Origin of the sequence: Brevundimonas goettingensis (assembly GCF_017487405.1) — a bacterium.
Lineage (GTDB): Bacteria > Pseudomonadota > Alphaproteobacteria > Caulobacterales > Caulobacteraceae > Brevundimonas > Brevundimonas goettingensis.
In genome coordinates, this window is the sequence record NZ_CP062222.1 from 1671387 (window position 1) to 1696136 (window position 24750).

Below are 24750 nucleotides of genomic sequence, written 5' to 3' on the forward strand. Positions count from 1 at the left end.
CCTCATCCGAGCGCCAGTTGCGGCTCGCCGGCCGAAGGGGCGGGCGAGCGGTCCAGGTTGGACAGGGTGACGCCGACCAGGCGGACCCCCATCCGGGGTGGATAGAGCGAGCGAACGAGGTCGAGGGCGACCGCGCTGAGGGTCTCCAGGTCATCGACGCGGCCTTGGACGGACCGGCTGCGGGTCGCCTGCCGGAAGTCCGCCCATTTGACCTTCACGGTGACGGTGCGGCCACGCACGCCGGTCTGCGCGCACCAGGCCCAGACGTCGGCCGCCATGGCCTTGACCCCGGCCTCGATGCCGACCGGATCGGTCAGATCCTCGGCGAAGGTCGTCTCCGAGCCCGAGGACTTGCGCTCGCGGTCCGGGCGAACGGGGCGGTGGTCGATGCCGCGCGCGATGTCGTAATACCAGCGTCCCGAACTTCCGAAATGGCGCTGCAGGAACTCGAGGGTCTGCGCCTTGAGATCCGCGCCCGTATGAATCCCCAGGTCGTGCATACGTTTGGCGGTCACCGGCCCCACGCCATGGAAGCGGGTCACGGGCAGGGTCTCGGCAAAGGCCTCTCCCCGGCCGGGCGGGACCACGAACTGGCCGTCGGGCTTCATCTGGTCGGACGCCAGCTTGGCCAGAAACTTGTTGTAGGAAATCCCGGCGGAGGCGGTGAGCCCGGTCTCATCCAGAATGCGCCGGCGGATGTCCTGCGCGGTCTCGGACGCCGTCGCCAGGCCGCGCAGGTTCTCGGTCACATCGAGATAGGCCTCGTCGAGCGACAGGGGCTCGATCAGAGGGGTGTAGTCGGCGAAGACGGCATGGATCTGGCGGGACACCGCCTTGTAGACCTCAAACCGCGGCGGGGTGAAAACCAGATCCGGACATTTGCGCATGGCGGTGGTCGAGGGCATGGCGGACCGGACCCCGAACTCCCGCGCCTCATAGCTGGCCGCCGCCACCACGCCCCGTTTCGCGGGATAGCCGACGGCGACGGGCCGCCCCCGCAAGGCCGGATCATCACGCTGCTCGACCGACGCGTAGAAGGCGTCCATGTCGACGTGGATGATCTTGCGGACGGCCGTTTCGGTCATGGTGCTGCGAGCCTACATCCACGAGAACAGATTGTGAACGTCCTTATGGGCGCTGGAGCCACACCCGACGGGGTTTCGGCCCGATAGCCGCGTCCATCCCTCGAAAATCCGGACGAACGCTGTAGGTTGGGCCCATGACTAAGCTCGATCATCCGAACGAACCGGGCAAGTGGACCCGACTGGACGCCGCCGAGGGACGCGCGCTCTGGCGTCGCGACCGCAGCGATCCCTTTCCCGTCACCCAGTTCTATCTTCTGGCCCCGCCCCGTCAGTCCGAGGTCTTCTATGACGAGGCCCTGGCCCGGCAGCAGTTCGCCGCCCTCGGACCCAGGACGGCAGACGAGGCCGCGTGAGACGTCGTCCGGCGCGCAGATCCGTCGGCCGCGACGTCCTGCACAGCATCCGTCCCCTTCTCCCTGCTCCGGTTTTCTGATCCATGCCCTGACCAGGAAGCGGCACGCGCCTTGTCGGATTTGAAGCGAACCGCCCGGCCGCGCCCGAAACTCGCACTGCCCGGTCATCCCCTGGCGGGTCCCGGGTCGGCATTCTATCCGTGCCGCGAAGCGGTTCGCGCCCGATCAGGCGTCCTGGCCGCCTGCTCTGCCGACCCGGCGAGCCGGGCCGGGGCCCATCGCCCGTCCGGAATTCGCCGGCGGCCCTGTTGATTCAGGCCACACCGGCTCTCTGCGACAGGGAGCGTGAGTATCGGCGGACGCCAAGGCGCGCTACGAAATCAACGCCCCCCCGAAAGCGACCAGCCGCCCCAAACCAGACGCCTCGTGTCCACCGAGCATCACCCGGTTTACGGGCCCCAAGCCTCCTAAGGGCCCATGACCGCCGGCGAGCTTCACAAACCCTTGTCGTGCGAAACCGTCGCTGTAACCTGAGGGCTGATCGAGGGGGAACAAGGATGCGGATCGCTATATTGGCTGCGGCCTGGGTCGTCATGGCGACCGGCGCCTCGGCCCAGGACGCCAGACCCGTCATCGCCTCCCGCGCCGATCTCCCTGCGACCCGTTTCGAGGTCGCAGGTCCTCCGAGTGAAATCTATCTGACACCCGCGTTCCTGGACGCGCTTGTGCCCCACATCCGGCGCGAGGGCGAACGGCTCTTGTCGGACTACCGGATCACCGACCCGGAAATCGAGGCCCGGTTGCGGATCGGCCTGGCCTCCATCGCCCTCCTGCAAGGTCGCCCCGACGACTCCGTCGCCCTGATCCGGGAGCAGCGGACCCACGAATCCAAACCTCAGATGAAGCAGGTGGGGTATCTGGTCAGAGAGGCCATGGCGGCCGGCGCCGCGGCCCCGGTCCCGGCCCGCTGCGACGTTGCCGTCAGAACCTTGTCCAGAACGCTGGAGTCTGCAGACCCGTCCGTGGTCCGCGATGAGGTGCTGAGCCGTTACGGCGTCACCCAGACCGCCAGCCCGGCCTTCCACGCCGGGAGCGCCGCCCTGGTGGTCGATCCGCAAGCCAGGGCGCAAGGGTCGATCGACATCATGGGCGGCCTCGCCCTGGCCGGCATGGCCGCCGAGGCGGTCTATGTGCCGCCCTGCCGCGAAACCATGGCCGCCGCCCTCAAGGCCTGGCTGGATGTTCCCTCACATCGGCCCGCCGACATCTGGCCGGCACGCGAGCCTGCGACCGAAGATCTCGAGGGGGCCCGGCCTGTCACCGTCGCTGTTCTCGAGAGCGGCTTTGATCGTACCCTGTTCGCAGGGCGATTGGCCTTCGATCCCGCCGAACCTCTCGATGGCGTCGACAACGACGACAATGGTGTGATCGACGACGCGTTCGGGCCGACCTTCGATTTTCACCTTCGGCCCACGGCCGAGGTGGTCACCCCGCCCTCGCCGGTGCTCGCCGCACGGCTCGGGCTTCAGACCGCGCTCGAAAAGGGTCTGCGCGATCTCGCCTATGGCGACGACACCCCGGAATCCCGCTTTGTCGCCGAACGGGCGCGAAACGCCGGCATCCAGGAACAGATCGAAGACACGCTTGCGACCGAGGAATGGGGCGCCTGGTCTCACGGGACCTGGGTTGCGAGCCTGATCGCCGATCCGGCGCCGTTCGTGCGCCTGTACGGGGCCAACGCCATCCCCTTCGGCAACAGTCCAGAGCGCGTCCCGGTGCTGGAGGACGACGCCGCGCGGTGGGCGGCGATCCTGCCCGGGGTCTGCCGTCGGATGCGGGGCGCTGGCGTGCGCGTCGTCAATATGAGCTGGGGATTCGACAAGGAGGAGGCGGCGACGACCCTGCTGCAGACCGGCGCAGAGACCGACCCCGACCGGGCCGCGGCGCGGGGCGCGGCCATCTACGCCACGGCGCGAGCGGGGATCGAGGCCCTGATGCGGGACTGCCCCGACATCCTCTTCATCGCCGGCGCCGGAAATACCGACCGCGCGGACGTCGACGGCGGGAGCGCGCCCTCCTCGATCGACACGCCCAATCTGCTCGTCATCGGGGGAACCGGCGTGACGGGCCTGCCGACGACCTTCACCACCTATGGACCCCAGGTGAAACTGTATGCCCTGGCCGAAGGAAACCTGGTACGCGGTCCAGGCGGCCAGGTCATGCGGTCGTCGGGCACGTCATTCGCCTCGCCGTTCGTCGCCCGCGTGGCCGCTTCGATGCTTGCGGTGGCTCCGCAGCTGTCACCGCAGGCGGTGATCCGGGGTCTCCTCCTTACGGCGACCCCGATCAGCGATGACGGCCTGCCCCTGGTGCATCCGCAAAAGGCGGTCCTGTGGGCGCGCGCTCAACCCCAGGACCCGAGCTAGGCTGAATTCTGACAGCTCAGACCCGGACGGGCACACGCGACTCGGTTAGACCGCCAGCATGACGCCCGCCCAGCTCCACCAGATTCTCGACGACATGCAGGCCAAGGCTGCCGGCAGTCCCGACGCCATGCCTGGGCTGATCACCGTCCAGACCAATGACTGGATTGCGAGCATCGCCGCCCTCTCGACGAAGCCAAGGACCCTCGTTGACGGAATCCGTATCCGGGACATCAAGGTCGCAGTCGGAGCGACAGAGATGACGGGCGTCATGACCCGCGCCGAGGCCGGTGAGCGGGGCGAGCCCTATCGCGAGCTGGAATTCCGCGTTCCGACGCGCTAGCGCCGCGGAGTAGGAACGGGCTCGACAGTGTTGGAAGGCACGGTCGGCGCGTTGACGTTGGGCGCTTCGCCGGTCGGAACAGGCTGGGCCTCACCCGTCGATGTCGTCGGAGCGTCGGCTGTCGGCGGTCCCTGGGCCGCGTCGCCTTCGAACGCGCGGACATCGGCAACATCGCCACCCACATTGGGCTTCTCTGCAGCAAACCCGCCGTGGAAAAGCGTCCAAAGCCCGAACATGGCCAACGCCGCGGCGAGTGTGGATACGATCAGGATCACGAGAACGGGCACGCCGGGGCGTCCGCCGCGGACAAACTCCGCCTTCACCGGTCGGTTTTCGCGGACCGCCTCGGCGGCCTTCTCGTGGCGGTTCGGTTCTTCTGGCGTCATGGCGGGCATCTCCTGAGGTGAGGCCACAACGAGAGCTAGCTGCGGGCGTTCCAGCTAAGCCGCAGGTTCCGCGACCTCTTGACGGCGATACGCCCGAAACCAAAATCACTGCCGCCGGCGAGCCTGGAGGCCTCGCGGGCCATTCAGCGGAGGACCTATGGAAACGATCGTCGTTGAACCCCTCGCCCGCGGCTGGGCCGTTCAAGCGGATACTGTCGACAACCCGATGGTGTTCAGGACAGGGCGAGCGGCCGAGGAGACCGCCCGGGCGCTGGCCTTCAGACTGGCTCAAGCGGGCAAGCTCGTCCGACTGCGTCTGAAGCTTCGCAACAGCACGACCGAGGCCCGGTTCGTCTGTCTACCTCCGCTTGACCCTGAGTCCCCGCCGAACCTCGTCAACCTGCCCGACGTCCGCCAGCCCGAGCTTGAGACGGCCTGACAGCGGCGGTTCAGATTTGGTTCCTTAAATCAACACCTTAAAGCGCGCTGCTGCGACTGATCGTCAATCGGGAGTTGGTCGCAAACGTCGGTTCAAGCGAGGCGAGGCACTAGTCAGGCCTCGCGCAAGGTTTCCGACAGACGAGCCGTCCCTTTGCAATCGCGCCCTGGAACGGCGTCAACGTCCCATCTGCGCCCGGGGGCGGACTTCAGCGGGAGCAACGCCCGTCCGATCCGATTGTGGGTGGTTCTGTGGACGCGGGAACGGCCGCGCAAGGCGCGCGCTTGGTCAGCTCAGATCGAGGTGACCCATATGCGCGAATGGCTACGAGACCAGTGGACGGCGTGGGTGCGTGCAGGTCTGCCGCGAACCTTCGGGTAGAAGCGATCGCAAACCGTAGCGGTACGAAAGACCCCATGGCGCAGCCGTCCGTGCAGGCTATCTTGCCCCCGCCGGTCGACGCCCCACCTGACGCCGGCCGGGGCTCCGGAGCTGTTCGACAGACGCTCGCGGAGCCCCGACCTCCCCCCGGGCGACAGGTCCCCTATCGGTCAGTTGGCCAAAGACCGCTCTCGACCCATAGCGGACATAGACGGGTCAAACTTCACACAGCCAGGACAGCATGCGATCGTCTGGACATGCGAAAGCTTCCCTATGTCGTCACCTTATGTGCTGCCTTAGTAGCCTCGGTCCCAGCAGCGGCTGCCGTGCCGAAATCAAGCCTTAGTCAGGCCGAGGGACGCCCTCTTGTTAAAGCCGTTGGTGTCGACGATGAAGTTCTCTGGAACTACAATCCGGCTCTACTGGGCTGGCGTTGGACCGATGCGTTTCAGACCTTCTCCGGCTCGATATCGCTTTATCTAAATCCTACGTCTGAGGGCGCGCCTACAGGGCGTCCGACGCGACTTCGTTTCGTGGCCAGACGGTTGGATCGCCGGGCTGGCCGGCCGGATCAAATCACTTGGACCGATAGCGATCGATGCCCTGCGCTGCTTCGCCTTGCCGAGCAGTTTCAAACGCTCGATCCGCCACGCGCGGTGATCCCAGGCTTCAAATGGCCTCCAGAGTTTCCCCAGACGGTTCTGGACGGGGTAAGCTGGACCCTCTGGACCACCAGCGCGCAGCAGGTTGACCGATATCCGGCATACTCGCAGTTCTCATCAAACGCGGGCGCTATTGCGGATTGGGGCGTGGCCGCGCGAAGGGCCATGGAAGGCTGTTGGGTCGCGCATGAGCCGCTCCCCACTTCGAGATCGGGCTAGCATCACTCCTTGTCCAGTATACGGAGCGAGCCCTCGACAGCCTACATCCGCTTCCCACGCTCCCCGGACATTGGGCGAGTCCACTTCGGGCAGAGGCCAATTCCCGTTTCGCCTAGGGAGAGGGGACCGCTCGCGGGCGGCAGTCCGATGACCGCGCAGGCTCACCCCTAGACAGGCCCATATTCAGAGGCGCGAAACAGATCGCAAACGCGATGGCTCAGCGTACGAACGCGGCGACGATCGTCGCGAGACTGAGCGAAAGCCCCGTCGCTGCGGCAACGCCGGTGACCAAGAGGGCGCGGTCATCCTGAATACGTCTGATCATCGTATGTCCCACGGCTCTGAGGCTGGCCGGCACCGCCAATGGTCCGAGGCGGGAATGATTCCGAAGGCCACGAAAATCCAAATTGAGTGAGCCGGCTCGCGTCCGGGCCTGTGAAACGGATTCAGCGCCCGCGGCGGCGGAACCCCCTCTCCTTGAGCCTCGTTGTCAGCGCTTGCGAACGGGTGAGCCAACGTGTCCGAAACCGCCATTGAACCGACCTTTCATCCGCCTGAGGACGCCCTCGCCTTTTATGAGGAAAGCCTGCGGCTCCTGAAGGAAAGCGGCATCCCCTTCCTGCTCAGCGGCACCTATGCGGTGACGGCCTATACGGGCATCCGCCGCCCGACCAAGGATCTGGATGTCTTCTGCAAGCCCGGCGACTATCCTCGGATCCTGGCCTTCTTCCAGGCCCGCGGTTACCGCACCGACGTTGAGGACGAGCGCTGGATCGCGAAAGTCTGGAAGGACGAGAAGCATTTCTTCGACGTCATCTTCGCCATGTCGAACGGCACCATCGCGGTCAACGACAGCTGGTTCGGCGACGACCGTATTCAGGTCTATGGCCACGAGGTCGCGATCACCCCGCCGACGGCCCTGATCCTGTCCAAGGTCTTCATCCAGGACCGCTATCGCTATGACGGCGCCGATGTGAACCACATCATCCTCAAACAGTCGGACGCCATCGACTGGAAGGCCTTGCTGGATCAGATGGATCTCTACTGGGAGGTGTTGATGGCCCATCTCCTGAACTTCCGCTTTGCCTATCCGACCGAACGGGACAAGGCGCCGGCCTGGCTCATGCAGGAGCTGACCGAACGGCTGCAGGCCCAGGTCACCCTGCCCTCGCCCCGGGTGAAGGTCTGCCGTGGGCGGCTGTTCAGCGCGCGCGACTACGTTCTCGACATCTCCGAATGGGGCTTCGGCGACGTGGTTGGCAAGGGGCTCGACGAGCGGCACGATCCGGTCAACCTCGGTCACTGAAGGAGACGGCATGAGCGATATTTCCCCGGCCTCGTCCGCCCCGCAGACGCCCCAGCCCGGTATGGACACCGGTCCGAAGAAGAAGCTGCGCGTCGCCGCCGTCGGCGACCTGCATGTCGGCGAGAACCACGACCGACCCCACCGCGGTCTGTTCGAACAGGTGCATGAGGACGCCGACGTCCTGTGCCTGTGTGGCGACCTGACCAATTTCGGCAAGACGCGCGAGGTGGAGATCCTGCTCGAAGACATCCGCGCCTGCAAAATCCCCATGGTCGGGGTGCTGGGCAATCACGAGCACGAATGCGGGCAGCCCGAGCACGTGACGAAGATGCTGTGCGACGCCGGGGTCAAGATGCTGACCGGTCAGGCCTATGAGATCGAGGGGGTCGGCTTCGCCGGCGGCAAGGGGTTCGTCGGCGGCTTCGGGCGCTATATGCTGAGTTCGTTTGGCGAAAGCTCGATCAAGACTTTCGTCCAGGAGGCCGTCGAGGACGCCAATCTGATCGAGAACTCGATCCGCACCCTGCGAACGGAACGCTCGGTCGTGCTGCTCCACTATTCGCCCGTGGTCGACACCGTCGTCGGCGAGCCTCCGGAAATCCACGCCTTCCTCGGGTCTTCCCGGCTGGCCGAGACGATCGACCGGTACGACAACATCAGCCTGGTCGTCCACGGCCACGCCCATCGCGGCGCGCCCGAGGGCAAGACCCACAAGGGCACGCCCGTCTATAACGTGGCCCTGCCCGTCCTTCGAACCCTGGGCGACACTCCCTATCGCGTGTTCGAGGTCTAGCGCGGGAGGCACGCCAAGGCTTCACAGCCGCCTACGCGACGGCGGCAGGGTCAGGCTCAATTTGAACCTGTCCATGTCATCCTTCAGGGCGCGCGCCCCGACCACGCGGATCCTGTCGGCGGCGGCGACGGCAAGCAATAGAGGCGCAACGGTGGGATCACGAGGTTTTCGCCTCGTTCGTGGCCATGCCGTTGTCCCGGCCCCCAAACGCTTCGCGGAGATGATCCGCCCCGAAGCAGGAGAGCGAAGACCTCGGAAGGCTTTGTCACTTGGAAGATCGAAAACCGCCATCGCCAGTGCCTTCAATCGTGCATGGACCGCACGCGCTTCATCAAATCTTGCATGAAGTTGAACGTCAGGACTCAGCGCTAGATGCCAGGCCGACCCTATGTGAACGGGCGCTTCGGGCGCGCCGCTGCCGGTTTGCCAGCATCCGGACTGCAATCACACCGACAGCCGGGTCGCACGACGGTCTGCGCGGCCAGTTGAGCGGTCTGACACGTCCGCTCATGTCAGTCCCCATGCCTCTGTGGAAGCTACCGTCCCCGAGGGTGCGGATGCCCGCCAGAAGCAGGGACGCGAACTTTGCCCTGGCCGTCACCGAACCGACTTGGCCGGGCGCGACGCCCTTGCTTATCCGACGCGAACCTTGATGAGCCATGGCTTCCGGTCATCGGTCACCTTCACTGCCTCAAGCCTTGAATGTCACCATCGGCGCCCCGGACGACGACCCGAGCTCAATCGTCGCGGGGAACGAACCTGTAGCCGATGACACCCTCGATCTCGCACAATCGCCAGGCCAGGAGTTTCATATCTGTCTCTCCGCCCGAACCCACTCTCCACGTCCGCCGGACGACCCGTCCGTCTTCGATCAGTTCGAAGATCCCGGGCCGAGCGGTCTTGTCGATCGCCTGGAGCCCGGCCTCGATCGCCGCCTCCGAGCCATCATCTCCGCGCCGCCAGCTGACCTCCACATCCACATAGGCTCGGGTCGGCATCCGGGCGCTGATCGCCCGCAGCACGATCAGAACCGAAGCCGTTGTGAGCGTCGCCGCAATCCCCAGGCCATAAAGACCGGCGCCGAAAAGGATCCCGATCGCCGATGTAATCCAGAGCGAGGCTGCAGTGGTCAGGCCATGAACCGTGAAACCGGTGCGAAAGATGACGCCGGCGCACAGGAACCCGATGCCGGTCAGGATGCCATGCGCCATGCGCGTGGGGTCTGTGACAATGTTCTCTTCGGGCAGGGCATGAAACGCCCAGTCCGCCTGGGACATAGACGCAAGCATCAGGAGGGCTGACGCCAGGCTGACAATGATGTGCGTGCGCAGACCTGCGGGCCGGCCGCGCCATTCGCGCTCGAACCCGATCACGCCGCCGGCGACCAGGGCTCCGAAGATCGAGGGGGCCATCGGGGGCAGGTGTTCAAACATCATCGGCCAATCAGATCGACGGCCGGCTGTCCGGTTCGCCCGCCCCTTCTCCGTTAACAAACTTCTGCAGCCGGGAACCGCCTCACATCGTCACAGGTCGGAAACTGCGGCAGCAGAACGCCGTTCAGAACAGTCGTTTGAAAGGATGTCCCATGAAAGCCCTTCCCCTCGTCCTCGGCCTTGCAGGCCTGCTGGTCGCCTGTAGCGACGGAAATGACGCAGCCGAGGACAGGATGGAACGACAGGCGGAGGCCAGCGCAGTGGTTTCCGGGCCGTCCATCGTCGCGCTGGGCCTGACCGAGGCCCAGCTCCTTGACGCCGAGCTCGTCGGCGCCGGCGGCGCGGAAATCGGTGACGTCGCCCAGGTCATCAAAGGCGCCGACGGATCGGTCGACCAACTGCTCGTTGAAATCGAGGACAGCCATCCGGATCGCTTCGTCAGGATTCCGCTGTCAGGTCTGACGCCGGTCGTGCGAGGGACCGACACGGATCTGGCGACGACCCTGACAAAGGCTGATCTGGAGGCTCTTCCGGCAGTTTCGCTTCCAGCCGGCTAGATGACGCGGCAAAGTCGCCGGGCTGAAGGTGCGGGCGGAGGATGGACAAGTCGCCGTTCTCCGCAACACGCTGGACAGTCTTGATCCGGCGCCCACGGATTGGCCGGACTGGCGGATGTCGGGACACGAGGGAACGCCGCGAGGATCTCCAACGTCACACCGGCCCCGATCAGAGCCCACGCCGCCACCCTCGACACTGCAATCATCGACCCACCGCCGCCGGAAAGGGTTGCCAAGGCCATCGGCCGCGCTGACCACGTCTCGTCGTGCACGGCCACGTCCATCGCGGCGTCCCGGAGGCAAGACCCGCAAGAGCACGCCCGTCCATGATGTGGCCCCGGCCGGTTCTGACAACCCTGGCCGACACACCCTTCGAAGTGTTCGAGGTTCGGCGCCGGAGCCACGCCGGGGCCTCACACCCGCCGTCAGGAGGCGGCGGCCGCCAGCTCAATCGCCACAGTCTCGCGTGCAGACCACGCGATAACCGCCATGGCCGTCGCCAGGCGCGATGGCTCACCCCTTCGCCAGCCTGAGCCGCCATCCCTGCCCGGATCCGAAGACGTCAACAGGAGCCTTGACCATCGCTCGCCGTCCCTCGCTCCAGACGAGGGCGCCGCCGGTCTCGACTTCCAGGCCCCCCCAGTCGTCGGTCGCCCGCATCGTCGGATAGACGAACGGAGCCTCCGACACCCTAAACGGCTGCGTCGGTCAAACGCCTCCGGCCAGTCGGGATTGTGAGCCGCAATTCCGCCCGGTCGAGGCGATGTCGGACAAAGGTTCCGAAACCATCCGACCGACGTCCCAATTCTGGAACACTAAAAAAATCAACCATTTATTTCACCGTCGATAGCGTAAGGCCCTCGCGTGTTTCGCGCTGGAAATGTTCCGGGCGCCAGAGGTTTGTCCAAGTGATCATGTTTAAAACGCGTTCCGCGGCGATGATGACCAGCGCGTCGGCGCTGGTGCTGGCCGCGATGGCCCCCGTCGCCCATGCCCAGCAGACCGAGGTCGGCGCACCGGGCCAGGCCCTGACGGCTGGCGCCATCACCACCCTGACAGGCTTTATCTCCGATGGCGGCGCGAACTCGAGCGTCGGGGTCTATGGCGCCGACGGCGACATCGTCACACTGACCGGCGCCGTCATCGACAGCCGCGCCAGCGCCAACCAGACCAGCTTCACCGCCAATCTCCAGAACGGCGCGACCAACCCGCTGATCGTCAACATACTGTCGGGATCCAGCATCCAGTCGGCCTCCACCGCCGTCAGCCTGTATGGCCAGGCGTATGACGTCACGATTGACGCCAGCGCCGGAGGCTCGACCTTCGCGGCAGCAGGCAATGGCGCGGCGCTGTCAGCCAACAGCAATGCCGCCAATGTCAGCCTGCTGAACGGGGCCAACACGATCAACTCCAACACCATTGCCCTGTTCGCCGGCAGCAACAGCGCGACCGGCACGGTCCTGGTCAACTCGACCGGCGGGACGATCACCGCAGGCGGGTACGGCATCTCGACCCAGAGCAACGGCGGGACGATCACCATCGGCCAGGCCGCCGGCGTAACCACCGCGATCAGCCTGACCCAGAACAACGCCACCGGCATCAGCGCCTTCGCCAACGGCGCCACGCCCGGCGCGATCAGCATCACCACGGGCGCCGGCGGCACGATCGACGGCGGCCAAATCGGCATCAACGCCGTCTCGAACGGCGCGGGCGCGGTGGATGTCAACGTCGGCGGCGTCATCGGCGGGACCACCGCCCCGACCGTGCGCGGCGTCAATGCGACCTCGCAGGGCGGCAATGTCGCCGTCAACGCGACCGCCGCGATCACCGGCGGCCAGAACGGCGTCTATGCCTCGACCACGGGCGCGGGCACCGTCACCGTCGGCACCAACGCCGTCACCTCGGCCAGCTTCGACGCCGTCTATCTGTCGGGCCAGGCCGGCAACGTCGACTACACCCTGAACGGCGCCAACACCGTGCGGGGCGCGACGGGCGTCACCGCAAACGCGACTTCGGGCGCCATCGCCATCCGCGCGCTGGACGCCGGTTCGGCCATCATCGGTAACACGCGCGCCGTCGATGCCCGCACCTCGGCCGGAGGCGCGATCGACATCAACCTGGCGGGAGCCACCACCGGCGGCGTCGTCGGCATCGTCGCCGGCGGCCCAGGCTCGGTGACCATCAACACCGCCGCCGTCAACGCGCCGAACGACCGCGCGATTACCGCCACGACCACGACCGGCGCGGTCAACATCGCGACCACCGGCGCGATATCGGGCGCCCAGGGCGGCATCTACGTTGTCAGCGCCGGAGCGGGCGCGACCACCATCAGCGCCACCGGACCCGTCAACGGCGGAACCCTGAGCGGCATCGACAGCCGCAACGTCGGCCTCGGCTCGGCGACCGTCGGCGCGGCCAACCAGCGCGTGGGGACCGTCACTGGCGGCTCCAACGGCATCTTCGTCACCTCGGGCGGCGACATCTCGATCTATGCCGGAACGGTGACCGGCGCGGGCCGGGGCGTCCTGGCCTCGAACCAGACCTCGGGCGGAAACTTCCAGGTCAACGGCGCGGTCCTGATCGACGTCAACGGCACGGTCACGGCCAACAACGGCCAGGGTGTCACCGTCGTCAACAATGGCGCGCTGGCGTCCAACACCAACACGGTCCGCGTCGCCGACGTGAACTCGACCGGCGGCTCCGGGATTTACAGCTTCTCCAACGGCGGCGCGACCGCGATCACCGCCGGTAACATCACCTCGACCTACGGCAACAACAACGGCTGGACCGGCGTCTACGCGGTCGCCAACAATGGCGGAAACATCGGCGTCACAACCGGATCGATCAACGCCTCCTTCCGCGGCGTCGACATCGAGAATGATGGATTGGGTCTGGGCGGTCTGATCACCGTCAACACCGGAGCCATCAACGGTTACCAGGGCATCCGCGCCGTCGCCGTCGGCTCGGCGGGCGTCAACATCGGCCAGACCAACCGGATCGGCGCCATCACCACCACGGGCGGCTCGGGCGTGTTCGCCACGGGCGCCGGCGACGTCAACGTCTCGACAACCACGGTCGCGGCGACCGGCGGCACGGCCGAGGTCATTTCGACCACGGCCAACAGCCCCTCGATCGCCAACGCCACCGCCGACGTCGGCTTCGGCGTCTTCGGCAGTTCCATGGGCGGCTCGGTGAACATCAACGCCAGCGGCCTGACCTCGGCCGTCACCGCTGACGCCATCGCGGCCCAGACCACCGCCACGACCGGTAACATCACGATCTACGCCGCCGGCGCGACCTCGACCAACGCCCGTGGTATCGCGGCCGTCGCCCAGGGCGGCAATGTCGGCATCACCACCACCGGTCCGGTCCAGGCCTCGTCATTCGGCATCCAGGCGGCTACGAGCGGCGCCGGCACGATCAGCATCCTGTCCACCGGCCCCGTGACCAGCACCAACGCCAACGGCATCGCGGCGGTAACGACCGGCCTCGGCGCCGTCACCGTCGGGTCGGCGACGAACCGCCTCGGGGCGGTCACGGCCAACGGCGCGACCGGCACAGGCATCACCGCCTTCGGCGCCGGCGACGTCTCGGTCTACGCCTCCTCGGTATCGGGCGGCACGCGCGGTATTGTGGCGGCCAACCAGTACGCCAACCCGAACGGCCGCGTGCTGATCGACGTCACGGGTCCGGTCGTCGGGCTCAATTCCTGGGGCATTATCGGGGTCAACAACGGCTCGCTCGCCGCCAACAGCCTGACCATCAACACCGGGGCGGTCACCGGCACGGGCCGGACGGCCATCAGCGCCCAGACGGTCGGCGGCGACATCAACATCGCGACCAACGGCGCCATCCTCTCGACCGCGTCCCAGACCCTGAGCTCGAACAGCGCGGTCTTCGCCGAGTCGCAGGGCAACGGCCTGATCACCATCAACACCAGCGGCGCGGTAACGGGCTATGACGGCATCTACGCCCTGTCGGACGGCGCGGCGGGCGGCATCAACGTCCTGTCGACGGCGGCCGTCACCGGCACGAACCAGTACGGCGTCTACGGCCATACCAACGGCGGCAATATCCTGATCGATGCGCGCGGCCAGGTCTCCGGCGCCATCGGCGGCGTCGTCGGCACCATCGCAGGCAATGGCGCCGTGGCCCTGCGCACTGCAGGCGTCACCTCGTCCAGCGGTCCGGCGGTCTTTGGCCAGTCGGGCGGCAATGTCACCATCGCAACCGGCGCGGTCACCGCCAACGGCGGCACGGGCGTCACCTACCAGACCGGCGGCTCGCGCTATGTCCTGGACGCCTCGGCGACCAGCGGCTTCGGCGTGCTCGGCCTGTCGAGCGGCGGCAACGTCAGCCTGACCTCCACCGGCCTGGTCACCGGCGGCGCCGCGGGCGGCGTCTACGGCCAGACCATGGGTGCGGGCGCCATCGCCATCAACACGGCCGGCGTCACCGCCGCCGCCGGACGCGGCGTCGAAGCCTATGCCGCGGGCGGCGCGATCACCATCAACGGAACCGGCGCGATCAACGCCCTGGGCGTCGGCATCGCCGCCAACAACTCCGGCGCCGGCAGCATCAGCATCAACAACGTCGCCAACATCATTTCGGGCGCGGGCGCCAATGGCGTGGATGCGGCGAACATCGGCACGGGCGCCACCACGATCGGCAGCGCCAACCAGCGCCTCGGCGCCGTCTCGGCGGGCGCGACGGGGATCTTCGCCACCAGCCAGGGCAACGTCTCGGTCTACGCCAACGGCGTCAACGCCGGAACGCGTGGCATCGTCGCCGCCAGCCAGGGCGCGAACCCCAACGGCGCGGTCGTCGTGAACGTCGCCGCCCCGATCAATGCAGCCTCAGGCTTCGGCATCGTCGCCGTCAACAACGGCGCCCTGGCGGCCAACACGATCTCGATCACCAGCACGGACTCGATCACCTCGACCGGCGGATCGGGGATCAGCGCCCAGACGGTCGGCGGGGACATCACGATCAACGCCCGCAACGTCACTGCCTTCTCGGGCACGAACGGAACCTGGGACGCCATCTTCGCCGACGGACGCGGTGACTCGCTCGTGACCGTCAACACGGCGGCGGGCGGCATCAGCGGCACCTATCGCGGCATCGACGTGTCCAGCACCGGCACAACGGCCCGTTCGGGCATCGCGATCACGACCAATGCGGGCGTCGTCTCCGGCGGCGCCAGCCAGATCGCGATCAACGCCAACCTGAACGGCCTGGGCTCCACCACGATCAACACCGCCGCGCTGGGAACCCTCAGAGCCATCGGCGGCACCGGCATCTTCGCCAACGCCACGGGCGCGACCGGCGCCAACAACATCACGATCAACAACCAGGCCCAGATCGGCGGGGCGGGCGCGAACAGGGTCGCCAACGGCATCGTCGCCTCTGTCAGCGGCGCGTCGAACAGCGGCAATATCGCCATCACCTCCGGGGGCGCGATCAACGCCTCCAACGTCGGCATCAGCGCCACCACCACCTCGGGAACGGTGACGATCAATACGGCGGCGGGCGGCACGATCGCTCCGGGCGCTACGGTCGGCATCCAGGCGGTCACCCAGACCGGCGCCATCACCATCAACCAGGCTGGTTCGATCGGCTCGGCGGGCGCCGGCAACACCGTCGGCACCGGCATCTACGCCAGCATCGCCTCCGGCGCGGGGGCGCTGAACATCAACTCGTCGGGCGGCATCTATGTCTCGGCGGGTACGGGTCTCCAGAGCGCCGGCATCTACGCCGTCAACAGCGGGACCGGCGCGGTGAACGTGACCTCCAGCGGCGTCATCGACCCCGGCGCCTACGGCGTTGTGGTCCAGGGGGCGGGCCCGGTCTCCTACACCGCGACGGGCGGCCTCGTTGAAGGCGGTCAGGGCGTCTACGTCGCCTCGACCGGCAACGGCGCGGTCACCGTCACCTCGGCGCCCGGCACGACCATCACCGGCCTGAGCGGCATCGGCCTCCAGGCCGTCAGCGGGAACGGCCCGGTCGTCGTCACGGCGGGCGGCGCCGTCTCCGGCGCCACCTCCGGCATCGTGGCGACCTCGACGGGCTCCGGCTCGACCGTCGTCACCAACACCGGCGCAATCACCTCGGGCAGCGGACCGGCGATCAACGCCTCGTCCGGCACGGGCGGACTGAACCTGAACATCCAGGGCAACGTCGTCTCGGCGGGCGGCCCGGCCATTCTGGCCAACTCGGCCGGCGGCGGGACGATCACCATCGCCTCCGGCGCCGTCGTCGCCGGTCGTGTCAACAGCGCGACGGACTCGGTCATCGCGCTGAACACCGCCTCCGGCACGAGCTCGACCATCAACGTCGCCCAGGGCGCCACGGTCCAGGCGGTCAGCGGCTCGCCGTTCACCACCGCCATCCGCGCCACCGGCGGCTCGGTCGTCGTCAACAACTCCGGCGTCATCTCCGGCCAGATCGACTTCTCGGCCCTGACCGGATCGAACACCGGCCAGATTTCGGGCGGAGCCGGCACCACCTTCCAGACCGGCGGCCTGTCGACCTTCAGCGCCGGCAATGACACCTTCACCAACGCCGGCCAGCTGGTGACCGTGGGAACTGTCACCAACTTCGATTTCCGCGGCGGAACCAACGTCTTCAACAACAACGGCCAGATCTTCGTCGGCTTCAGCCCGGTCACGGCCAGCGGCTCAAGCTTCTTCCTGACGAGCCTGACGACCTTCAATAACGCCGGCTCGCTGAACCTGATGAACGGCGTCCTCGGCGACGCTATCGTCGCCACGGGCGCCAACTACGTCGGCACGACAGGCGCACGCCTGCTGATCGACACGGCCATCGCCCCCGGCGGCCGTTCGGACGTCCTGACCGTGGGCACGACCTCGGGCGTCACCTCGGTGGCGATCCGCGATACGACGACCGGCTTCGGCGCCTACAACCCGACCGGCATCGTGGTGGTCAATGGTTCGACCCACGCCGGCGACTTCGTCCTCGACGCAGGCTCCAGCTTCTACAACGCGGGCGTCTTCGGCGGCGCCATCGACAAGCCGGGCCTGTTCTTCAGCCAGCTGGGCGTCAACGCCTCGGGCCAGACCGTTCTCGTCAGCCTGCCCAAGGTCCAGGCCTACCAGTTCTCGACCCTGGCCTCGCAGGCCCAGGCCGCCTGGTACGAGACGGCGCCGCGCGCGGCCCGTCAGGCCGAGGTCCGCGATCAACTGGCGGCCGGCGAACGCGCCGGCGGCTTCTGGGTCGATGTCCAGGGCACGCACACCGCCCGCGAGGTCGACCGCTACGAAGCGACCCTGGCCGGCGTGAAGCACTATGACGCCTCCTACGGCCAGGACCTCAGCTCGGCGACGATCGGCATCGACGCGGTGCGCCCGATGATGGACGGCGACGTCGTCTTCGGCGCCTCGGTCGGTTACGTGAACTCCAGCGCCGACTTCGACAAACAGTCGACCTCCATCGACATGGACGGCTGGTCGGCCGGCGCCTACGCCACCTTCGTTCGGGGCGGCTGGTTCGTCGCGGGCACGGTCGGCGCCAACCAGTTGAACGCCGAGATCAAGGCCCCTCGCCTCGCCGGTTTCACCCATGCGGATACCGACATCACCTCTGTGGGCGCCACGGTCGAGGCGGGCTTCCGGGCCCCCTTCATCATGGGCACGCTCATCGAGACGACGGCGGCCCTGGCCTACGTCAACACCTCGGTGGACGACTTCGTCGCGGTGGGTTCGAACTTCCGCTTCGAGGACGGCGAAAGCCTGCGTCCGTCGCTGGGCGCGCGCGTCTCCGGCGACACGTCGATCGGCGGAAGCTGGACGACCCGCTACAACGTCTCGGTCCGCGCCGTCGGCGAAGCCCTGTCGGAGAACGCGGCCACGGTCGGCAGCGCCGGTCCGGACCTGCGCGTCCCCGATCAATTCGAAAACGCCTATGGCGAGGTCAAGGCCGGCCTGACCAGCCAGTCAGTCAACGGCTGGACAGTCTTCGGCGACGTCACTGGCCGCTACAGCGATGAGACCCGCGCCATCGGCGCCTCGGTGGGCCTGCGCCTGCGCTACTGATCCACCGCGCAGATGTCGACACAAGGGCCGCGTCTCGCAGGAGACGCGGCCCTTTGCTTTCATCAACCCCCACAGCCCTGCCCTTCCAGTGACGAGCGTCCCCGAAGCGCCAGGAGCGGACGTTAGCTCGCCTCCTAAAATTGGACATGTCTCGCCGGCCGCAATCCCCAATGTGCCAGAGTCCGGGGTCCTGCTGCTGGCCACTTGATCCGTCGTCCCTTGAGATGGGTGCCTAGACGCCGATGACCGCAACGCGCGTAATCGCGGCGGCTTGGGCGGAGGTGAGCGTCACTCCTCTTGCGAAGTCCGCACGGCCCGGGCCACGCGACCCGTACTGCGAAAACCGGACGTCCTCCGGCTGCAGCATGGTGCGGGGATTGCCGTCCTTGCCGGTGTACCACATTTCGGTCCAGCCGGCCGGGGCGATGTGGTCGTCCATCCAGCAGTCGAGGAAGCTGGCGGCGGCGACAAAGCGGGGATCGCCGTAGCGACCGTCCGGGAAGGCGCTCGACGGCCGCCAGGGCCGTCCCAGATAGACCGACCCCCTCGCCGTTCCCGCCTCCTTCGTCAGGCGGCACCGATGGAAGACGAAGCCAAAGGGCTGGTCGACCGGTGTGCTCGGCGCGACGATATAGCCGTCGACGGGATCGACCGGGCGGGGCCGCGAGCGGATTTCGCAGGCCTCGAACCAGGCCCGGCCTGCGCCGAAGATGAAGTCATAGCTGCCCACGATCAGGCAACGTTCGAACAGGGCGGTCCCGGCGTCCGGGAACAGGGTGTCCTGATAGCTGAGGATGTCGCAGTCGCGGAGCACGGCCCGATCGGAGCCCTTGTCCAGCATCAGCGCCACCGCCTGCGGCCCCGCGCCATTGTGCGAGTGCAGACCGCCAGGCTTCGTCATCTCGGCCAGGCCGTCGAAGGCGTTGTTGATCGTGAGGTTGCGGGCCTGGAAATCCGGCGCGCGGACGAACAGCGTCGGGGTGCGGAAGGTGCCCCAGTTGCGGCCGTCCGGCGCGGCCAGACCGGACGCCGCGAGATGATTGATCACCGAACCCGTCCGGCTTTCTCCCACCAGATGGATGAAGGGCTTGTCGATCACCACCTGTCCGTCATGGATGCCCCGCCCAATCAGGATGCGAAACGGCCGAACGCCATCCGCAGGCGCGGCCGCGATGGCGGCCGTCAGATCCGGATAGGCGGGAACGCCCGGAATACGCGCGATCCCTGAGCGCGACACCACGGCGTCGTAACGTGTCGCGTCTGCGGCCATCGCCCTCCCACTCAAGGGTGCGGCGACCGCCGCGGTAAGGATCAGACGACGAGAAACGGACGAAGACATTGAAGCCTCAAAGAAAAAGCGGGCGCCGGCCAGCGAAGCCGCCGACGCCCAATCCTCGGGAGGAGGAAGTCTAGAAGCTGTAGCGCACGCCGAAATTATACTGACGGCCGGTGTGGGAGTAGACGACCGTGCCGTCGCGGCGGCTGTCGGTGTACTGTTCGTTGAAGGCGTCCGTCAGGTTGAGACCCTCGAAGGTGAGTTTGACCTGGTCGGTCAGGGCCCAGGACGCCGAGGCGTCCACCGTCACAATGTCCCTCACGCCGTCGATGTCGTTGGTGCTGGTGCCGCTGGGCACGGCGGTCAGATAGCGGTCGCGATAGGCGGCCGAGACGCGGGCGCTGAAGCGGTCGTCCTCATAGTAGAGGGTGGCGTTGTAGGCCGTCTTCGACAGGCCGACGAGGTCGTTGTCCACGAAGCCGGTGGGAGAGCGCGCCGAGATGTAGCTGATCTCGGAATCGACCAAGGTGACGTTGAAGATGGCGCCGAGGTTGTCGAACGGTCCGGGCAGGAAGCTGAACGGCTGCTGGTAGCTGATCTCGATGCCCTTCAGCGGGCCGCCCTCGGTGTTGACGGGCCGGCTGAACAGGAAGACGTCGCTGGCCGAGACGCCCAGGCCGTTCAGAAGCTCGAGCGGCAGGCCCGACTGGTTGAACGGCATCGAGACGCGCGAGGTCTGGATGTAGCTCTCGATGTCCTTGTAGAACAGGCCGACCGACAGCAAGGCGTCCGGCGCGAAATACCATTCGGCGGACAGGTCGTAGGTCGTGGCCCGGATCGGATCCAGTTCCGGATTGCCGGAGCTCACGCTGAACACGCCGACCGTGCTGAGGCTGCCGCCCGGCGTCACGCTGCCCAGGTTGGGCCGCGTCATCACCTTGGCCGCGCCGAACCGTACGAGGAAGTCCGGCGAGATCTCGGCCGTGACGTTCAGGGCCGGCAGGACGTCGTCGTAGTCGCGTTCGACGGTCGTCTGCTGGGCCGCGCCGGCGACCAGTTGATAGCCGGTCGAGCTCTGGTTGGTCTTGACGTAGCGGACCCCGACATCCCCGCGGATCGGCACGGCACCGAGCTGGGTGTTGAAGTCGAGCTGGAGATAGGCGGCGGTGTCCTTTTCCGTCACGCTGCGGATATTCCCCCGCGCGTTGGCGTTGGAGGCGCCGCTGAGCTCGAACAGGCCCGTGCCGCTGTAGATGTTGAACAGATCGGCGAAGGCGTTGAGGTCCGGCGCGATCCAGCTCGTGACCGTGCCCGAGGGCGCGCCGAGATTGCGCCCGAAGCCGCTGACCAGCTGGGTCAGGCTGGCGAGGGTCAACCCCGCCGGCAGCTGCGGTACGACGGATTCGTTGACCCGGGCCAGAGCCCAGGAGTCGAACGCATATTCCTTGTAGTTGACGCCGCCCTTCAGGGTCAGGCTGTCGTTCAGGTCATAGGCGGCGTCGAACTGGCCGGTCTTGATCGTATTGGTCACGCCCTGGGGCCGCAGGCGGATTTCCGACCGAGCGGCGCCGAAATTGTAGGCCGCCGGGCTGGTGACGTCGAAGCCGTAGTTGATCAGCGGCAGGTTGCGGTTGTCGCGGTAATCGTAGGAATAGCCGTCCGTGTTCTCGCGGTTGAGGATCACCGTGGTCTGGACCGGGTTGTCGAAGTCCGACTTCGACCAGCCCACCAGACCCTTGACCCGGAAGCGGTCGCTGAACTGGTGCTCCAGCGTCAGAGTGCCTTGGGTGTATTTGGTGTCGAGCTCGTCGAAACGGGTTTCGGTCTCGATGTCGACGTCGTCGAACAGGCCGTAGACCATCTCGCCGTTGGAGTTGATCGCGCCGTCGCGGACAATGATCTCGGGTCGGCCGCCCTGGGAGGCGTTGCGGGCGAAGGACAGGGCCTCCAGCCAGTTCTCCTGACGGGTCGCCTTGAAGTCCGAGTAGAGGACGTCGAGGTTGATCAGGGTCGTGTCCTGGGGCCGGAACTGCAGCGACCCGGTCAGGCCTAGGCGCTCCTGGTCGTGAGTCAGCCGCCCGTAGCGCGGGAAGCGCGGCGTATAGACGTCGGCGCGGCTGGCAGCCGTGTAGGGCGAAGCCGGGTTGAAGCCGCCGGCTTCGGTCCCGTTCAGCCAGCCGCCCGAGCCATGGCCCTCTTCCAGCAGGCGGCGCTTGGTGTAGGCGACCGAAACCAGGGCGCCGAGACGGCCGTCGAGCCAAGTGTTGCTAGCCAGGGCCGCGAAGCGCGGGTCCCACTCCTGCGACAGATCATTGTAGCCGTACTGGGCCGACAGGGCGAGGTTGGCGCCGCGATAATCGAACGGACGGCCGGTCTGCAGGTCGACGGTAGCCCCGAGCGAGCCCTCTTCGGTTTCAGCAGACGCCGTCTTGCGCACGGTAATGCTGTTGAAGAGTTCCGAGGCGAAGACGTTGAAGTCGAAGGCCCGGTTGCGGTTAGCGCCGCCCGAACTGTCGGTGCCCGAAGCCGTGCTCTGCCCCTCGACCCCGTTGATGCGCACGCGCGTGAACTGCGGTCCGAGACCACGCACCGTGATCTGCCTCCCCTCCCCGGCGTCGCGGGCGATGGAGACGCCCGGAACTCGCTGAATGGATTCGGCCAGATTGGCGTCCGGGAAATCGGCCATGTCCTCGGCCTTGATCACATCGACCACGCCGTTGGCGCGGCGCTTGGCGCTCAGGGCGCTGCCGAGAGACGCACGGAAACCGGTTACCACGATGGAGTCGATTTCAGTCGCCGTGTCGTCCTGGGCTTGCTCTGGAGCGGGCACCGACTGGGAGGTCGTGGAGACCTGAACGACCGGGCTGGCCGCTGCGAGCACGGCTGTGCGGCTGTCATTGGAGGCGACGACGAGATTGCTGCCGGTCAGAAGGCGCGACAGGCCCTGATCCACGCCGAAGACGCCTTGAACAGCGGCGGTGCGTTGACCGGCGACCGCGGACGCCGGCGCGAGGATCTGCAGATTGGCCTGACGAGCGAACTCCGGCACGCCGGTCGCCGCCGCCTGGGCCGGAACGTTGAACTGTCTGGACTGGGCCAGAGCCCCCCCGGCGCTCGCGAGCGCCATGGAGCTGACGGCGACCATCAGGCTCGCCTTAACGACGGTATTGCACGTGAACGGCATGAGACTGCCTCCCCTTTTCTCGTTTCCATGTCCCGGACCCTTCTGACGAGGGTTCCGTCTTGAGCGATGATCGACCGCGGATTTTCCGTCGGGATCCTACGAAAAAAAATGCGAGGCTTCAGCCGCCGAGCAGGATGACGTCGCCGCTCACATCGAGCTCGGCGGCTTCCGACGCCGCCACCGCGCGCGCGAAGCTATCGGGCTCATTGGTATGGAACCAGCCCACAATCCGCCGGCCTTCGAGCTGGGGATCCGTCACGACGATCTTGCGGACATTGTAGCGGTTGAACTCATGAACCGCCGCCGCGATGGTGTCGCCGTCCAGAACGATCTGACCGTCCCGCCAAGCGAGAGCACGATCCATTTCCAGTGGCCGGTGCAGCGGTTTGGCGGGGCCGGCGCTGTCGCTCACGAAGATCTGGTTGCCGGCGGAGACTCGACGCGCCGCACCGGATTTGCCGCTCCACACCTCGACCACGCCTTCGGTGACGAGTACCTCGACGCCCATGACGCGGCGGCGCACTGAAAAGGCCGTGCCGACCGCTCGCACCCGCGCGTCTCCCGCTGTGACGACGAAGGGGCGCGACGGATCTTTCGCGACCTGGAACCAGGCCTCGCCACGCTCGAGGCGAATGGCGCGTTGCCGGGGCTGCAGATCGACCGCGATTTCGGTGTCGGTGTTGATCGCCGCCAGCGAACCGTCGCGGAGCGGCACCCTGCGAATCTCCCCAATATCGGTCTTGTAGCGCCGATCGTTCAGAACCGGAATGAGCGCCAACGTCCCGAGCGCCGCCGCCGCCGCCGCCGCGCCAAGCCCGCCGAAAAGCGTGCGACGATCCATACGCCGCGGACGGGACATCGCGTCGCGAACCTCGCCCGGTTCCGGCTCCAAGATCAGTTCCAGACCCGCTCTCGCGCGCAAGAGGGCGCCGCGGCGGCGCGGATCGCCGGCCAGCCAAGCGTCGAGACGACCCTGACCGTCGCCGTCGAGCTCGCCCGCGTCGAGCCGAACCGCCCAGTCTGCGGCCTCGTCCTGAATCTGCTGAACCGTCTCGACTCCGGTCATGCGCGTCGCTGCCCTGTCCGTCCGGCGACGGTTTCGTCCGGCGTCGTCTGCAGCGCCGCCAGAACCACCTTCAACGAGCGGGCGGCCTCGTTCTCAACCACGTTCTGGGACACGCCGAGCCGCTCGGCGATCTCCTTCTGGGAGAGGCCGAGAATCTTGCGCATTTCGAAAATCCGGCGCGCACGTTCGGGCAGGGTCGCGACGATATCCATGACGCGGGCAAGCTCCCTTCTCCCGCCGGCGATACGTTCCGGCGAGGGCTCGTCCCATTCGATGCGCAGGGCGTCGATTTCCGTCACCGCCTCGATACGAACGATGCGAGCCCGGCGCATCTGCTCCAGGACGATGGAGCGCGCGGTCTGGAAGAAATAGGCTCTTGGAGAGACAATGCGCTGAAAATTGGCGATGTCCGCCAGTCGGCAGTAGGCTTCCTGAACCACGTCGTCGACCTCACCGGACAGAACAAGGGATCGCCGCAACCAGGCGCGCACATCCGCCTCGTGCGGGAGGATTTCGCGCGCCAGCCAGCGGATCCTGTCCGCGTCGTCCTGAGGTTTCCCGGTCGGGGCCATCACCTACCCGCTTTTCCGAACACGATGCACAGGCGGGAGATATCCGTCATATCGAGCAACGGATTTATTCCGCCATGTCGTCATTGTCTCTTATGAGCTCGGGGCGCCTTAACGTTTAGGCGTTCCGCCCGGGCAGGCTCCAGCGGGTCTGCGCCGGAAGCGGAAATTGGATGGCGATCGCAAACGTGACATTTGGCGTTGATCGCGGTCGACCATAAGCC

General features: G+C 66.9%; 15 protein-coding genes. 7 read left to right on the top strand and 8 right to left on the bottom strand.

Translation table 11 applies throughout. The features are described from left to right. Positions 1-2 precede the first annotated feature (2 nt). Positions 3-1085: a DNA polymerase IV gene (gene dinB, locus IFJ75_RS08320; RefSeq protein ID WP_207932111.1), complete on the bottom strand. Its 1083-nt coding sequence runs from the start codon at positions 1083-1085 to the stop codon at positions 3-5. 134 nt (positions 1086-1219) lie between these two features. Here dinB and IFJ75_RS08325 point away from each other — a divergent pair, with 134 nt between their 5' ends. From IFJ75_RS08325 to IFJ75_RS08335, 3 genes are all read left to right on the top strand, one after another. After that, positions 1220-1438 (top strand): hypothetical protein, encoded by a 219-nt coding sequence (locus IFJ75_RS08325; RefSeq protein ID WP_207932112.1) that lies wholly within the window; start codon positions 1220-1222, stop codon positions 1436-1438. 557 nt (positions 1439-1995) lie between these two features. Then, positions 1996-3864 (top strand): S8 family serine peptidase, encoded by a 1869-nt coding sequence (locus IFJ75_RS08330; protein WP_207932113.1) that lies wholly within the window; start codon positions 1996-1998, stop codon positions 3862-3864. Between the two features lie 58 nt (positions 3865-3922). Beyond that, a complete protein-coding gene (locus IFJ75_RS08335) occupies positions 3923-4204 on the top strand; it encodes a hypothetical protein (RefSeq protein ID WP_207932114.1) in 282 nt (93 codons plus the stop codon). Here the strand turns inward: IFJ75_RS08335 and IFJ75_RS08340 are convergent. Beyond that, positions 4201-4590, bottom strand: coding sequence for a hypothetical protein (locus IFJ75_RS08340; protein ID WP_207932115.1), 390 nt, complete (start codon positions 4588-4590; stop codon positions 4201-4203). The two genes, IFJ75_RS08335 and IFJ75_RS08340, sit on opposite strands and share 4 nt — an antisense overlap. A gap of 157 nt (positions 4591-4747) precedes the next feature. Here IFJ75_RS08340 and IFJ75_RS08345 point away from each other — a divergent pair, with 157 nt between their 5' ends. The 3 genes from IFJ75_RS08345 (at position 4748) to IFJ75_RS08355 (ending at position 8390) form a co-directional block, all read left to right on the top strand. Further along, positions 4748-5029, top strand: coding sequence for a hypothetical protein (locus tag IFJ75_RS08345; protein WP_207932116.1), 282 nt, complete (start codon positions 4748-4750; stop codon positions 5027-5029). Positions 5030-6808: 1779 nt separating this feature from the next. Further along, positions 6809-7597 (top strand): nucleotidyltransferase family protein, encoded by a 789-nt coding sequence (locus tag IFJ75_RS08350; RefSeq protein ID WP_207932117.1) that lies wholly within the window; start codon positions 6809-6811, stop codon positions 7595-7597. Positions 7598-7607: 10 nt separating this feature from the next. Further along, the gene (locus IFJ75_RS08355; protein ID WP_207932118.1) at positions 7608-8390 is read left to right on the top strand and encodes a metallophosphoesterase family protein; all 783 of its coding nucleotides are present in this window, start codon (positions 7608-7610) and stop codon (positions 8388-8390) included. A 737-nt stretch (positions 8391-9127) separates the two neighbouring features. Here IFJ75_RS08355 and IFJ75_RS08360 read toward each other — a convergent pair. Continuing rightward, positions 9128-9826, bottom strand: a complete 699-nt coding sequence (locus tag IFJ75_RS08360; protein WP_225897055.1) for an MgtC/SapB family protein — start codon at positions 9824-9826, stop codon at positions 9128-9130. Positions 9827-9876: 50 nt separating this feature from the next. After that, entirely contained in the window at positions 9877-10248 is a 372-nt protein-coding gene (locus tag IFJ75_RS08365) for a hypothetical protein (protein WP_207932119.1), read from the bottom strand. Positions 10249-11318: 1070 nt separating this feature from the next. On the opposite strand from IFJ75_RS08365, the gene IFJ75_RS08370 reads away from it, so the two are divergent. After that, positions 11319-18431 (top strand): hypothetical protein, encoded by a 7113-nt coding sequence (locus IFJ75_RS08370; protein ID WP_207932120.1) that lies wholly within the window; start codon positions 11319-11321, stop codon positions 18429-18431. 232 nt (positions 18432-18663) lie between these two features. Here IFJ75_RS08370 and IFJ75_RS08375 read toward each other — a convergent pair whose 3' ends face one another. From IFJ75_RS08375 to IFJ75_RS08390, 4 genes are all read right to left on the bottom strand, one after another. Further along, a complete protein-coding gene (locus IFJ75_RS08375) occupies positions 18664-19701 on the bottom strand; it encodes a pectinesterase family protein (protein WP_207932121.1) in 1038 nt (345 codons plus the stop codon). Positions 19702-19840: 139 nt separating this feature from the next. Then, positions 19841-22891 (bottom strand): TonB-dependent receptor, encoded by a 3051-nt coding sequence (locus tag IFJ75_RS08380; protein WP_207932122.1) that lies wholly within the window; start codon positions 22889-22891, stop codon positions 19841-19843. Between the two features lie 118 nt (positions 22892-23009). Continuing rightward, positions 23010-23957 carry a FecR family protein gene (locus IFJ75_RS08385; protein ID WP_207932123.1) on the bottom strand — a complete coding sequence of 316 codons (948 nt, stop codon included), beginning with the start codon at positions 23955-23957 and terminating at the stop codon, positions 23010-23012. Next, entirely contained in the window at positions 23954-24529 is a 576-nt protein-coding gene (locus IFJ75_RS08390) for an RNA polymerase sigma factor (protein WP_207932535.1), read from the bottom strand. The genes IFJ75_RS08385 and IFJ75_RS08390 overlap by 4 nt, the downstream gene beginning before the upstream one ends. Positions 24530-24750 lie beyond the last annotated feature (221 nt).

Bases quoted from the DNA above. Each gene is read 5' to 3' on its own strand.
- dinB (WP_207932111.1), bottom strand. From the start codon at position 1,085: ATGACCGAAACGGCCGTCCGCAAGATCATCCACGTCGACATGGACGCC.
- IFJ75_RS08325 (WP_207932112.1), top strand. From the start codon at position 1,220: ATGACTAAGCTCGATCATCCGAACGAACCGGGCAAGTGGACCCGACTG.
- IFJ75_RS08330 (WP_207932113.1), top strand. From the start codon at position 1,996: ATGCGGATCGCTATATTGGCTGCGGCCTGGGTCGTCATGGCGACCGGC.
- IFJ75_RS08335 (WP_207932114.1), top strand. From the start codon at position 3,923: ATGACGCCCGCCCAGCTCCACCAGATTCTCGACGACATGCAGGCCAAG.
- IFJ75_RS08340 (WP_207932115.1), bottom strand. From the start codon at position 4,590: ATGACGCCAGAAGAACCGAACCGCCACGAGAAGGCCGCCGAGGCGGTC.
- IFJ75_RS08345 (WP_207932116.1), top strand. From the start codon at position 4,748: ATGGAAACGATCGTCGTTGAACCCCTCGCCCGCGGCTGGGCCGTTCAA.
- IFJ75_RS08355 (WP_207932118.1), top strand. From the start codon at position 7,608: ATGAGCGATATTTCCCCGGCCTCGTCCGCCCCGCAGACGCCCCAGCCC.
- IFJ75_RS08360 (WP_225897055.1), bottom strand. From the start codon at position 9,826: ATGATGTTTGAACACCTGCCCCCGATGGCCCCCTCGATCTTCGGAGCC.
- IFJ75_RS08365 (WP_207932119.1), bottom strand. From the start codon at position 10,248: ATGGCTGTCCTCGATTTCAACGAGCAGTTGGTCGACCGATCCGTCGGC.
- IFJ75_RS08370 (WP_207932120.1), top strand. From the start codon at position 11,319: ATGATGACCAGCGCGTCGGCGCTGGTGCTGGCCGCGATGGCCCCCGTC.
- IFJ75_RS08375 (WP_207932121.1), bottom strand. From the start codon at position 19,701: ATGGCCGCAGACGCGACACGTTACGACGCCGTGGTGTCGCGCTCAGGG.
- IFJ75_RS08380 (WP_207932122.1), bottom strand. From the start codon at position 22,891: ATGCCGTTCACGTGCAATACCGTCGTTAAGGCGAGCCTGATGGTCGCC.
- IFJ75_RS08385 (WP_207932123.1), bottom strand. From the start codon at position 23,957: ATGACCGGAGTCGAGACGGTTCAGCAGATTCAGGACGAGGCCGCAGAC.
- IFJ75_RS08390 (WP_207932535.1), bottom strand. From the start codon at position 24,529: ATGGCCCCGACCGGGAAACCTCAGGACGACGCGGACAGGATCCGCTGG.